This is a genomic window from Rheinheimera sp. KL1, assembly GCF_001275035.1.
Lineage (GTDB): Bacteria > Pseudomonadota > Gammaproteobacteria > Enterobacterales > Alteromonadaceae > Pararheinheimera > Pararheinheimera tangshanensis.
In genome coordinates this window covers 174,554-186,686 of sequence record NZ_LAMX01000019.1, presented here as the reverse complement: position 1 = coordinate 186,686, position 12,133 = coordinate 174,554, and the positions used below count along the sequence as shown (strand labels likewise).

The 12,133-nt window shown below is 35.4% G+C and carries 14 protein-coding genes; all 14 read right to left on the bottom strand.

What is annotated here, in order from left to right; translation table 11 throughout:
- Positions 1 to 20: 20 nt before the first annotated feature.
- The gene (locus WH43_RS10570) at positions 21 to 1,163 is read right to left on the bottom strand and encodes an NAD-dependent epimerase/dehydratase family protein (RefSeq protein ID WP_053424566.1); all 1,143 of its coding nucleotides are present in this window, start codon (positions 1,161 to 1,163) and stop codon (positions 21 to 23) included.
- A gap of 5 nt (positions 1,164 to 1,168) precedes the next feature.
- Positions 1,169 to 1,720 (bottom strand): acyltransferase, encoded by a 552-nt coding sequence (locus WH43_RS10565; RefSeq protein WP_053424565.1) that lies wholly within the window; start codon positions 1,718 to 1,720, stop codon positions 1,169 to 1,171.
- A gap of 4 nt (positions 1,721 to 1,724) precedes the next feature.
- Positions 1,725 to 2,438: a glycosyltransferase family 2 protein gene (locus tag WH43_RS10560; RefSeq protein ID WP_053424564.1), complete on the bottom strand. Its 714-nt coding sequence runs from the start codon at positions 2,436 to 2,438 to the stop codon at positions 1,725 to 1,727.
- Positions 2,435 to 3,289 carry a glycosyltransferase gene (locus tag WH43_RS10555; RefSeq protein ID WP_053424563.1) on the bottom strand — a complete coding sequence of 285 codons (855 nt, stop codon included), beginning with the start codon at positions 3,287 to 3,289 and terminating at the stop codon, positions 2,435 to 2,437. Before WH43_RS10555 ends, WH43_RS10560 begins: the two co-directional genes overlap by 4 nt.
- Positions 3,273 to 3,623 (bottom strand): hypothetical protein, encoded by a 351-nt coding sequence (locus WH43_RS10550; protein WP_053424562.1) that lies wholly within the window; start codon positions 3,621 to 3,623, stop codon positions 3,273 to 3,275. Before WH43_RS10550 ends, WH43_RS10555 begins: the two co-directional genes overlap by 17 nt.
- A gap of 131 nt (positions 3,624 to 3,754) precedes the next feature.
- The gene (locus WH43_RS10545) at positions 3,755 to 4,474 is read right to left on the bottom strand and encodes a hypothetical protein (protein ID WP_053424561.1); all 720 of its coding nucleotides are present in this window, start codon (positions 4,472 to 4,474) and stop codon (positions 3,755 to 3,757) included.
- A gap of 30 nt (positions 4,475 to 4,504) precedes the next feature.
- Entirely contained in the window at positions 4,505 to 5,341 is an 837-nt protein-coding gene (locus WH43_RS10540) for a glycosyltransferase family 2 protein (RefSeq protein WP_286049662.1), read from the bottom strand.
- 46 nt (positions 5,342 to 5,387) lie between these two features.
- Positions 5,388 to 6,107, bottom strand: a complete 720-nt coding sequence (locus WH43_RS10535; protein ID WP_053424559.1) for a glycosyltransferase family protein — start codon at positions 6,105 to 6,107, stop codon at positions 5,388 to 5,390.
- Between the two features lie 102 nt (positions 6,108 to 6,209).
- A complete protein-coding gene (locus WH43_RS10530; RefSeq protein WP_053424558.1) occupies positions 6,210 to 7,463 on the bottom strand; it encodes an oligosaccharide flippase family protein in 1,254 nt (417 codons plus the stop codon).
- 355 nt (positions 7,464 to 7,818) lie between these two features.
- Positions 7,819 to 8,364 carry a dTDP-4-dehydrorhamnose 3,5-epimerase gene (gene rfbC, locus WH43_RS10525; RefSeq protein WP_053424557.1) on the bottom strand — a complete coding sequence of 182 codons (546 nt, stop codon included), beginning with the start codon at positions 8,362 to 8,364 and terminating at the stop codon, positions 7,819 to 7,821.
- A gap of 5 nt (positions 8,365 to 8,369) precedes the next feature.
- On the bottom strand, positions 8,370 to 9,119 hold the full coding sequence (gene rfbD, locus WH43_RS10520) for a dTDP-4-dehydrorhamnose reductase (RefSeq protein ID WP_286049661.1): 750 nt from the start codon (positions 9,117 to 9,119) through the stop codon (positions 8,370 to 8,372).
- Positions 9,120 to 9,255: 136 nt separating this feature from the next.
- Positions 9,256 to 10,128 carry a glucose-1-phosphate thymidylyltransferase RfbA gene (rfbA, locus tag WH43_RS10515; RefSeq protein WP_053424556.1) on the bottom strand — a complete coding sequence of 291 codons (873 nt, stop codon included), beginning with the start codon at positions 10,126 to 10,128 and terminating at the stop codon, positions 9,256 to 9,258.
- Positions 10,129 to 10,130: 2 nt separating this feature from the next.
- Positions 10,131 to 11,195 (bottom strand): dTDP-glucose 4,6-dehydratase, encoded by a 1,065-nt coding sequence (gene rfbB / locus WH43_RS10510; protein ID WP_053424555.1) that lies wholly within the window; start codon positions 11,193 to 11,195, stop codon positions 10,131 to 10,133.
- A 9-nt stretch (positions 11,196 to 11,204) separates the two neighbouring features.
- Positions 11,205 to 12,119 (bottom strand): Wzz/FepE/Etk N-terminal domain-containing protein, encoded by a 915-nt coding sequence (locus WH43_RS10505; protein WP_082335743.1) that lies wholly within the window; start codon positions 12,117 to 12,119, stop codon positions 11,205 to 11,207.
- Between the last annotated feature and the right edge of the window lie 14 nt (positions 12,120 to 12,133).

Here is a 12,133-nt window from a genome sequence, read left to right as displayed (position 1 = left end):
CGTCAAAAATAGTATAAGTTTCACTTATAAAGACCTTTGGCCTTCATTTCTTCAATAGATGTTTCATAAAGATCGGCCTGTACACTTTGTTGATTAACCCATGTAGTAAACCTTGCTAGTCCCTCTTCAAAGTTAATTTTTGGTTCAAACCCAATTTCTGACTTTATATAAGTCAAGTCAGCATAATTGTGTCTAATATCGCCAATACGGTAGTTACCGCTTACTGTTATTAATGATTCTGAGTTGTAAATAGACTTCAAAGATTGCGCTACAGTCATTACATCGGTGCAGTAACCCGACCCTACGTTAAAAACTTTGTAATCGGCATCTTGGTTGAAAATGGCTAAAACGATTGAATCAACAACATCGTCGATATAGACAAAATCGCGGCTTTCTAGACCATCTTCAAAAATATTTATGTCATTACCATTTTTTATTCGTGTAGAGAATATAGATAAAATACCAGTATATGGATTTGACAAAGATTGTCCTGCCCCGTAGACATTCTGAAAACGAAGCGCTACAGTCGGAATAGACAAACTCTTGCCTGTAATCATGAACATCTGTTCTTGCACTTGTTTAGTTACACCGTAAATGGATGATGGATGAATCTTACTGTTTTCATCCGTAGGCATAAGTTCCACGTTACTGACACAGATTGGGCACTTGACGTTGAAATCCCCAGCTTGCATATTCTCGCCGCTTCTAGCTAATGGATAAACAATGCCATGAGACGCACACTTATATTTACCTTCACCATATATCGAGCGTGAAGACGCAATAATCATTTTGTTAACGCTATGCTTTTCGTTGGCTAAATAATCCAGAAAAACGGCAGAGCCACCTACATTGACATCTGAGTATTTTTTAATTTGATACATAGACTGTCCTGTACCAGTCTCAGCGGCCAAATGAACAACAACTTCATTACCATCTAGTGCGTCTACCCAATCATTATAATTTTCGACTGAGCCTTTGATAAATTTAACTTTATCTTTGATCGATAAAAATAGTGGCGATTGTTCTGGATTTTCACCATGAATCTGAGGTGATAAATTATCAAGAACAGTGACGTTACAACCCCGTTCAATCAGTTTTAATGCCAAATTACTGCCAATAAAACCAGCACCACCTGTAATTAATATATTATTTATAGTATCCATATAAATTAACCTTTGAATCTATCCCAAGTATTTGTGACTGTATTATATTTCTTAATTATTTTTGCGGGGTTACCAGCTATAACACAATAATCAGGAAAAATACCTTTTACAACAGAATTTGCCCCAACGACACATTGAGCCCCCAAAACAGTCCCAGCTCGCAATACGCTGCCATAGCCTAGAAAGCAATTCTCTCCAACCACAACCCGATCCCTATTTAGAGGCTGCTCCATGACATGAACACCTATATTTTCGTACTGGTGTTCAACATCTGAGATAAATACATTAGCAGAGACTGTTACATTACTACCAATTTCGATCTGTTTACCTGAAATTAAATGCAAACATTGGCCTATTGAGACATTATTACCAATCTTAATACTTCCATCTGAAAGGACCTCTATTCGAGCTCCAGGATATATTCTTACACGATCTCCAACAAAAACATTTTTAATATTGGAAAGATAAATAGGTTTACCCATATAACATAAGTTTCCAAATTTACCAAAAAAAAATTTATAACACAATGCTCGAATCATCCAAATAATTTTCAGCATATCATCACCTTAAAATTAAACGATGAGCAATGTAATATAAAGTTATTAGTCTAATTGCAAGCCTTCTTACAAGAGGAACCCTACTCCGTTGACCACCATTGGAGGCATTTTTTCCATGCCGCCGATACAACATAAGAGGTTCTGGTAGCAAACTCACATTAAATTTTGACTCTGCTATCAGCGAAATCCAGTAGTCATGAGGGGTGTATTGGCTGTATTTTGGAAAGGGTAGCGAAAATTCTAGTACAGACCTTTTAAAAGCCATACAAGCGCCGACATAACGCGGCAGCAAAAGATTTCTCAGAAAACCACTCCTGATGTTATGTATTTTGAAATGTGAAGTCTGAGTTACGTTAAGATTTTCATCTGTCAAAGAGCAATCGGTTACAACAAAATCGCTATTAACAAGTGCAGACATTACCTTTTGTACCTTACAATCTAACCAAACGTCATCCTGGTCAGCTAAAAAAATAACATCACCAGAACATTTCTTTAATGCATTCTCAAAATTTTTTGTGTAACCAAGTCGTTCAGAATTCGAAAAAACAGTAACTCTTGCATCATTTAGGCTTTTAATCATTTCTATTGTTCTATCGTTCGAACAATCATCAGAAACGATGACCTGATCATCAAAAGCGAGTTGAGACAATATTGAAACCAACTGCTCTACGATATAACGTTCACCGTTATAAGTTGCGATACAAACAGAAATATTCATATTTTCTCTTTCTTTATAAAATATCTATAAAACAAAAAAAACGGAACAAATGAACGATACTTAAGGACCAGGCGAAAAGCTCGACGCAACACTGTGTAACATGTTGACTTACCCATTGATTTCGATAACTGCAACGCACCAACGCAATAGAATGGAAATCGTTTCATCTCAGCAGAAAAATTGAAACCATCATCTCCTGATAAGCTGTGTTCAATATAACAATTCATCAAAATTACATTTACATTTACTTCTTTGTATTTTTCTATGAAATATGTGTCGCTAAAATCGAGTTTAATGCGGTTATTATAACCGCCAACTTTATCATGAATAAATATTGGTACAAGTAATCCGCTATTGATAACGGATTTATTAGATAAATCATAGACCTCTTTATATTCAAAACTCTCAGAACCTAATGCCTTACCGACAAAAAATTTCATGTGAGATGGAGAATATATCTTATTTCGATAGGAATTAGTAATAATTGGTGCGTAAATATAACCCTCTCCATATTCGTTTAGTTTATCAATATAATAGTTAAGTATTTCTGAGTCAAAATTAGTATCTTGATCCAACAAAAGAACAGCTGATTTGCCAGAACTTTTAGCATAATCAAAAGCAATGTTATAGGCAGTACTTACTCCTGGATTATTAGAGTTGTGTACGTACTTTAGATTTAGATCAAAAATGTCTTTTTCTTGCTCGTGCTGAGAGTTGTCATAGACGAAAATATCGACTTTTAAACCAGAACTCTTCACACTGCTTAAAAATTTTACATCTAAAAGGCTTTTTTCATATACAACTAGTACGATGAGTAAACTATCCAAAGTAAATTTATTCGATTGTTTCATAATTTTCCATTTTCACTGTCCTACTCATCATATTTAGCGAAACAAATGCCAATGCTAAATAACCAATGCCCATTGAGTTAATTAAATAAGGATTTGTAAGGGTTTGTGTGTAAACAACTAAAACACCTGCAAAAATAGGCTTCGATACAAAAACTTTATCTTTTAAATACCAAAATTTCATTGCCATATGGATCAGTATACCAATCCAAAAAATTAAGCCTAGCAAACCTTGCTTATGTAGTATCTCTAAATAAGTTATTTCAAAATTATTAGGCCTTGATTCCGTTCCTATTCCAAAACCATGCCCAATAAACATGGATTCAATAGAAATCATTTCAATAACTTCTTTAAATTGCAGATACCGCGCAGCGTCAGAATCAGGTCGTAAAACTAGAGACAATATATCTGTAAAAAAAAATCACATAACAAACAAAGAGCAAAGGAATAACTAACATCAATAATCTTTTAATCAATTTCGCTTCTAACAGCAAAAAAAAAGTACACAACAACGAAAATACAAAGTATAAACCCACGAGTCAGCGTGAGTAAAACTGCCGTAAAAATGACTAACGCGATAAACTTACTAAGAGTTGATTTTGAAAAATAAAAAAAGAAGAAACCAATCACCAAAAAAATGAAACTCTTATAAAATACACCTGGAGAAGACGAGTTAACACCTCGAAACATCACTTCATTAGAATCTGACGAGAGGTATTGGTATGCAGTACTAAAACTCACTAGTCCGAAAAAAATTGTTGCCAAGAATATAAAATACAGTATGGCAAGAATCAGTGATGATTTTTTTAATATGTCAACCCAAGTTGGAATGAATCGCTGGTCATATTTTGCTAGATACCCAAAAAATACAATAACGAAAAAATAAAGCAGTGGTAGCACATCACTCATGACATTCTTCAGGCTTGCACCATTAACAATACCAACAAGTGATGAGAATGCTAGTAGAAAATAAAAAGAAAAAAGAAGAAGAAATTCATTTTTGAAAATTAAAGAACGTCTGACAACAAATAAAAAGGCAATACATATAGAAATTATGTAAAAAACCATTCTCATAGTTACGCCGCCAATAACCAAAGGGCGACCACTTCCGAATAAAAACAACTCAAAGAGAAAAAATGTAAAAAAAAGTAATAGTAAATTACTTTTCCTAATTGTAAAAAAATTCATCAAGCTGACCTTTTCACTCTTAATGATGCTTTACTTGAACTGACGTAAAAACAAATATAAGTATTCATATCTGAATGTTCTAGAAAAAAGTAATATAAAATCAAAAAAATTAAACTTTTTAGAAAGACTTTGACTATACGCTTTCATATAGTCAAACCAAGCATCGCCAAAGGAGTTTTTGTGTAAGTGAGCTAATTCTGTATAGCTTATACTATCGTTATTTGATACTCTCGTCTTGCCAAGTTCAATATTAACAGCATAATCGAATCGCTTTATCTTATAACAACTCCCTGATAATAAGTGTCTTATTATAAAATCCCAATCTTCTAAAGACTTTAATTCTACATTAAAGCCTCCGAGTTCTTCAAAGCGAGATTTTGTAATCATAAAACCGATATCAATATCATTATGATATTTAATATCGTCAATGGATATTACACCAAACTTTTGATTTTTATACGGAAATATAGACTCCAAATCACCAGACTCGTAAAATCTACCAGAGGATACCATTGAAAACTTTCCATCTAAAGCTATCTTTAACATTCTTTTTAGCCGACCCGGCAAATAAATATCATCATCATCTAGAAACGTAATATAACGACCACTAGCTTTATTAACGCCAAGATTTCTTGCTCTAGCAGCGCTATGCGGTCCATCATTACGAAAAACTTTAAAGCTGCAACTACTTTTTAGCAATGAAGAAATAATAGAGCTAATTTTCTCTGTAAGATCTTCTTTACTATCATCAACAATCACGATTTCCAAATTTTCAATATCTTGGGAAAGAATCGAATTTAACGCTCTCTGCAAAGAGTCGAGTCTATTACAGGTAGGTACGATAACGCTTAGAGTCGGAGTGTTCACTATAATTTTTTACCTACAAAGTGACTAATGCCATAGATTGAACTATTTATTTAGCTAAAAAACGTTTTAGCTTGTTCTTAAATCTAAAAATTAAATAGATAGCAGAAAGATAGATCGAAGCAATTTTTTGAGATATGCCCAAATGATTAACGAGTTGAAACCTCCAATGTTCGAAGTATTTAGATAGCCGCCATTTGAACTTTACATAATTTTCTTCACTTTCATTAGATGCGCTGTGATTTACTTCAATATCCAGTAAATGAAAAAACTCATTTTCTAAAGAGTAATCATGACAAAATTCAGTATCAACCCCATAAAAGCTCAACTCTTCTCGGAACCGCAGGCCTGTACTCCAGAGCTGTCTAGTTATAGTCATCCCACTGCCAACTGCAAACATGAACTTACTTTTAAACAAACCTGCGGAAATTGACTTATCTAAATATTCGATATTACATTTGTTTATCAAGTAATTATACTTTTGATACCTAGGAGAAATGAGCTTACCACTCACATCTGAATATACTTTTGGAACCAATAAATATTCTGGTGGTGCACTCTCAATTATTTTCTTAAAATTTAGACCAATTCGACTATCTTGGTCAAAAATGGTGAGATACGAACTGCCTCTGTTGAAACAATGCTCCATTCTTGTATTATAGATCACTGATAATTTTTCATTATTACCTGCATAAAAATAATTGATCTCTAAATTTGGCAGTAACGACTTTAACTGCGCATTATGCTGAGGCTCAGGCTGTTGTCCCATATGAACAACTCTGCCGAATGTGGATAAGCCTCGATCATTGCTAAAAGTGTTTGATAAGTTGGGCTTTCAAAGATACTCTGATTATAAATAACAATTAAATAGCTATGCATCCCTTACCCTTTTTCCATAAATCATGAACCATAAGAAAAACAGAATTACAAGCTCAGAAATGATTGTGGCAATAGCTGCACCTTTCGCACCTAAGCTTGGGATCATTAAATAGTTTAAGCCTATATTAAACATAAGCATTACACCATTCATATATATAAGTAGCTTGATTCTACCTCTCGCAACAAGCAGGTTGGTCATCGCAGTGTAACAAAAAACAATTAACAAGTACCAAACAAGTATTTGATAAATACTCTTTGAGAGTTCATATTTACCATCAAATAAATTTGAATAAAACGCATCTGAAAGAATAAACAAAATTGTTGATATTACTAAGCCTATGATGAACATAAATTTAAAAATTGAAATTTCATCTTTAGCGCGATTCGGCTGAATTTCATTTTGCCTAGATAGAAAAGGTAAAATAGCAGAATTTGCAGCGGCAATAACAAAAAGAAAAGGATATACAAAAATAGTCGCGCCGGAATAATATGCCACTTCAATATGAGTTGATAACTCACTAAGCATTATAAAATCTATCTTAGTATATAAAACGTTAAGTAATGCCAGCATTAAAAAAGGAAAAACCAAACTAAAAATACTTTTCATGCTTGAACTAAAATTAAAATATATGAATTCAAATCCAACTATTATTCTCTTATAAGAATATATCATAGCGATTAACGACACTATGAACGCTATCAATGGAATATAATATACAAAATTATAATCAAGGCCTATTTTAAATCCAGTAAAAACGATTACGAGTCGAAGTAATGCAGTACAAACGTCTTTTACAATTACAACTTGCCTTTTTTCATTTGCAACAAGCAAAGCAAATGCAGGGGATGAGAGCCCTAGAATTAATGTAGTTACACCAAATGCTAAATAATTGGATTGTATACCGGAATCGGCTATGAATAATACAACAAGAAAATAACAAACCAGTAGTACAAATGTCGCGGCGAATTGATACAGAAAAACATTAGAAATAAAATAATTTCTTTCTTTATTTCCTATACGGAGATCAAATTTATTATTGTTAAACTCCTTTATTATATATCCAGTCAACCCACCATCTATAACGAACGAAAATATAGCGGTAAACGCTGCGATTAAGCTATAAGTACCATACTCTTCTATTGTTAATTCACCCATCAACACAAGCGTAAATAAAAGTGAGACTAGTTGTGTAAAACCTGAGCTTATTATATATATGACAGCGCTTGATATAACCTTACTAACCATCAATAAACTTCTTCGCTAGTTCTAGAGTAATATTATCCAGTAATACTTTAAAAATGAAATATCTAGTATCATTGGAGTATCTGTTTAAGACATTTTTATGTCTCGTGGTTTATAACTGAAAATTTTACGCATTATGCCAAATACCAACAAAATGCGTAAAAGGGTGGACACGAACTAATTGTAAAATATATCTTAAAGCTCTATCTATAACATATTTAAGTAATGTGTATTATATTCAAATAGCCTATTGATTAATCTAAATTTACTGTATTTAATATTTTTGATCTGCAAGACGATTATGATCTCGCTAGCTAATATTGATATACAATAAATAGATTTTAAAGGACGACTTTGACTATCCTTTCAAAAATTGGGATAAAGTAATAGCCCTTAAATCTTTATCTGAAAGTACAGGTGCAAATGTCAACGGCCATCTAATTCCAATGTTTTCATCATCCCATATAATTGATATCTCAGAAGCGGGATGGTAGTAATTTGTGCACTTATAGACGAACTCTGCAGTTTCACTTGTGACGTAGAATCCGTGGGCGAACCCTTCAGGTATCCATAATTGGCGTTTATTTTCAGCAGAAAGATATACGCCAACCCACTTTCCAAAAGTAGGTGAATTTTTTCTAATATCTACTGCTACATCAAATACCTCACCTGAAACTACACGAACTAATTTACCCTGCGTATTTTCGGCTTGATAATGTAAGCCTCTTAAAATACCTTTGTTTGATTTCGAATGATTGTCCTGAACAAACTGTGTAGGCTTTCCTGTTACTTTTTCTTCAAAAATTTTTTGATTCCAGGTTTCCATAAAGAAACCTCTTTCGTCACCAAAAACTGCAGGCTCGATAATTTTTACGTCAGGAATTTCAGTGTCAATTACTTTCATTTTAATCACTTGTATAAAGTTAAATTATTCAAAGCTGCACGCCAGTTTGAAGGTTCTATATTAAACGCTACATGAATTTTTTGGCAATCTAACATTGAGTATGCTGGCCGCTTAGCGGGCGTTGGATATTGCTCAGTAGTTATGGCATTAAGAATCGGTTGCGTCATTAAAAGACTTTGATTAAAGGCTTCTTCAAATATACATTCGGCAAAGCTGTGCCAACTCACATAGGGCTCACCGCTAAAATGATAAACACCCCAACGGTCTTCATTCTGTGAATTTAACTGCGAAATTATATTAAGAATCGCATCAGCTATATCCCCAGCATAAGTTGGTCCACCAATTTGATCCGCTACGACACCTAACTCAGGTCGGCTCAACGCCAGACGCAACATAGTTTTTACAAAGTTATTACCATGTTCAGCAAACACCCAGGCAGTACGCAAAATAATATGTTTAGTGCAATGTTGTGCTATGGCACTCTCTCCATCGAGTTTGGTTTTACCGTAAACACTTTGTGGATTAGGCTTATCGGTCTCGACATAAGGAACGGCACTATTACCATCAAAGACATAATCTGTAGATACATGAATAAATACAGCATTGAGCTTTTGCGCAATGCGAGCCAAATACTCAGCTCCCAAGTGGTTAATAGCGTTAGCACTCTCCTGATCTTGCTCAGCTTTATCAACGGCGGTATAGGCAGCAGCATTGATAATGATGTCTGGCGCGAAAGCTAACAAATTATTTTCCACGTCAGCATGATTAGCTATATCTAAAGACGTTCTGTCAAAAGCTTTTAACGTAACCTTGTCAGTCAGTTTTTTACCAGCTGGTATCCAAGCTGACCGTTGGCGCCTGTTATAGCTATTTTTAAATGAGCATCTAATTTCATGACACTAAGCGCTTTAAGTATTGGCCATATTCATTTTTCAGCATAGGCTTTGCAAGCTCAAGCACTTGTTCTGTGGTTAACCAGCCGTTTCGCCAGGCTATCTCCTCCAAACAAGCAATTTTTAGTCCTTGCACATGTTCTATAGTCTGTACAAAAGACGATGCCTCATGAAGGCTTTCATGTGTTCCTGTATCAAGCCATGCAAAACCGCGACCTAGAATTTCTACATTCAGCTTGCCTGCATCCAAATACATTTGATTAAGAGTTGTTATTTCCAACTCTCCCCTGGCCGAAGGTTTGACCTGCTTCGCAAGTTCGACAACAGCGTTGTCATAAAAATATAGCCCAGTTACTGCATAGTTCGATTTTGGTTTAGTAGGCTTCTCTTCGATAGAAACTGCTTTCATTTCTTTATCAAACTCAACCACCCCAAAGCGTTCAGGATCTTTGACCATATAACCAAAAACGGTAGCACCGGATTCTCGCGAAACTGCATTCTTAAGTGTCTTTGAGAAAGACTGACCGTAGTAAATATTGTCACCTAAAACCAGACAAACGTTATCGCTACCAATAAATTCTTCGCCGATAATAAAGGCCTGAGCTAAGCCATCAGGACTTGGTTGCTCCGCATAACTGAAATTTACACCAAATCCACTTCCGTCACCCAAGAGTCGCTTGAAACCTTCAATGTCGTCTGGAGTTGAAATGATCAAGATATCTTTAATACCAGCCAGCATTAAAGTCGCTATTGGATAATAAACCATGGGCTTGTCATAAATAGGCAATAATTGCTTGGAAACCCCACGGGTAATAGGATATAAACGTGTACCTGAGCCGCCCGCTAAAACGATACCTTTGTAAGCTGCCAATTTTATGCTCCTTGCCCTAAACGTTCCATTTTATAGCTGCCGTCAAGCACCGCTTGCCACCATTGTTTATTATTTAAATACCAAATTACTGTTTTACGTAAACCGCTTTCAAAAGTTTCTTCAGGCTTCCAACCGAGTTCACGCTCAATTTTACTTGCATCAATAGCATAACGTAAATCATGGCCAGGGCGATCTTTTACATAAGTGACCAAATCTTCATAACGCTGAACACCCGCAGGTTTATTTGGCGCCAACTCTTCTAATAGATTACACAAAGTGTGCACTACCTCTATATTCTGCTTTTCGTTATGACCACCGATATTGTATGTTTCACCCACCATACCTTCAGTAACCACTTTATATAGCGCGCGAGCATGATCTTCTACGAATAGCCAGTCTCTTATCTGATTGCCTTTGCCATAAACAGGCAGGGGTTTACCAGATAAAGCATTTAAAATCATCAAAGGGATAAGCTTCTCAGGAAAGTGATAAGGCCCATAGTTATTAGAACAGTTTGTAACAATCACTGGCAAACCGTAGGTACGGTGCCATGCACGTACTAGATGATCAGAACTAGCCTTGCTTGCAGAGTAAGGGCTGCTCGGTGCGTAAGGCGTGGTTTCAGTGAATAAATCATCTGTGCCGTGCAAATCACCATAGACTTCGTCAGTAGAAATATGATGAAAACGAAAACCAGCTTTACGTTCTTCAGGTAAGTCTCTCCAATAGTTACGCGCAGCCTCTAACAAGCTGTATGTTCCTACAATATTGGTTTCAATAAATGCTGCTGGGCCATCGATTGATCTGTCAACATGACTCTCTGCAGCTAGATGCATAACCATGTCGGGTTGATGTTTTTTAAATAGAGCTTGTATTGCTACTGCATTACAGATGTCTACTTGCTCAAAGGTATAGCGGTCGCTATCTGCTATTGAACTAATAGAAGCAAGGTTACCCGCGTAGGTAAGTTTATCAACATTGACAACAGTATCAGTTGTACTATTTATGATGTGACGTACAACAGCAGAACCAATAAAGCCTGCACCACCTGTTACTAATATCTTCATATTCACTACCTAAATTTTATTGCTGAAATAGCGTACTAATACGATTAAGACAGACAATATTGCTCCTAACATTGCCGACAATATGACCATTAATGCTCTGGCAGGTTTTGATTTTTTCTCTGCTACCACAGCTGGATCAACTGTTTTAAATACATATTCCTGACGCACATTAGCCAACATAACTGTTTTAGTTTGTTCTTCGATCAATGAGAACAGCATGGCACGAACATCTGCAATATTGGTTACTTCTAGCTGCTTGCTCAAGTATGAAATACTATTTTGTGCTTCAGTAAGTTCACGCTGTCGCATTTCATTATTAATTGCTTTAACCAGTGAACTTACCCATTGCTGTGCAGAGTAAGGAGAGACATACTCAATAGATATTTTTACCATCCCACTTTCTTTATCTTTTGCTATTGTCAGTAACTCTAAAAATTTCTCGTGTGCTTCTAGCAAGCTTGGCTTCGCTTTATATGGCGGTTGCGCTACACGCACCCATTGCTCACCAACAACATCATAAATTTCAGGATCAATAATTAAACTATCATCTGACTGGCTCCACCCTTTAGCAGCCATTACAGGGACTAATAAGTTATTCTGTTCTATAAAACGTCCTAAAAAATCTCGTGACTTAATGATCTCCAAGGCGAGACTTGTTTTATCTCCGCTTTTACTACCGATGTTAACACCAGCTAATGCAGCTAAACCGCCTAATTGACCGGGAACTTTTAAGCCCGACTCTTCAGAGACGGGAGCCAGCAAAACCTCACTTTTATAAATATTTGGCATACTTAAAGCGTATATCACAGATAGAGCAACAAACAACGTGGTGATGATGATGACTAACCATTTTCCTTGCCAAATAGCTGCGAAAAGTTCACGTAGATTAACTTCGTCTGATGTATGTAGTACTTCATTTGTCATTATTTTATTCCGTT

Excerpts from the sequence above, each read along its gene's own strand:
- WH43_RS10570 (WP_053424566.1), bottom strand. The coding sequence starts at position 1,163 with ATGGATACTATAAATAATATATTAATTACAGGTGGTGCTGGTTTTATT.
- WH43_RS10565 (WP_053424565.1), bottom strand. The coding sequence starts at position 1,720 with ATGCTGAAAATTATTTGGATGATTCGAGCATTGTGTTATAAATTTTTT.
- WH43_RS10560 (WP_053424564.1), bottom strand. The coding sequence starts at position 2,438 with ATGAATATTTCTGTTTGTATCGCAACTTATAACGGTGAACGTTATATC.
- WH43_RS10555 (WP_053424563.1), bottom strand. The coding sequence starts at position 3,289 with ATGAAACAATCGAATAAATTTACTTTGGATAGTTTACTCATCGTACTA.
- WH43_RS10550 (WP_053424562.1), bottom strand. The coding sequence starts at position 3,623 with ATGATTTCTATTGAATCCATGTTTATTGGGCATGGTTTTGGAATAGGA.
- WH43_RS10545 (WP_053424561.1), bottom strand. The coding sequence starts at position 4,474 with ATGAATTTTTTTACAATTAGGAAAAGTAATTTACTATTACTTTTTTTT.
- WH43_RS10535 (WP_053424559.1), bottom strand. The coding sequence starts at position 6,107 with ATGGGACAACAGCCTGAGCCTCAGCATAATGCGCAGTTAAAGTCGTTA.
- WH43_RS10530 (WP_053424558.1), bottom strand. The coding sequence starts at position 7,463 with ATGGTTAGTAAGGTTATATCAAGCGCTGTCATATATATAATAAGCTCA.
- rfbC (WP_053424557.1), bottom strand. The coding sequence starts at position 8,364 with ATGAAAGTAATTGACACTGAAATTCCTGACGTAAAAATTATCGAGCCT.
- rfbB (WP_053424555.1), bottom strand. The coding sequence starts at position 11,195 with ATGAAGATATTAGTAACAGGTGGTGCAGGCTTTATTGGTTCTGCTGTT.
- WH43_RS10505 (WP_082335743.1), bottom strand. The coding sequence starts at position 12,119 with ATGACAAATGAAGTACTACATACATCAGACGAAGTTAATCTACGTGAA.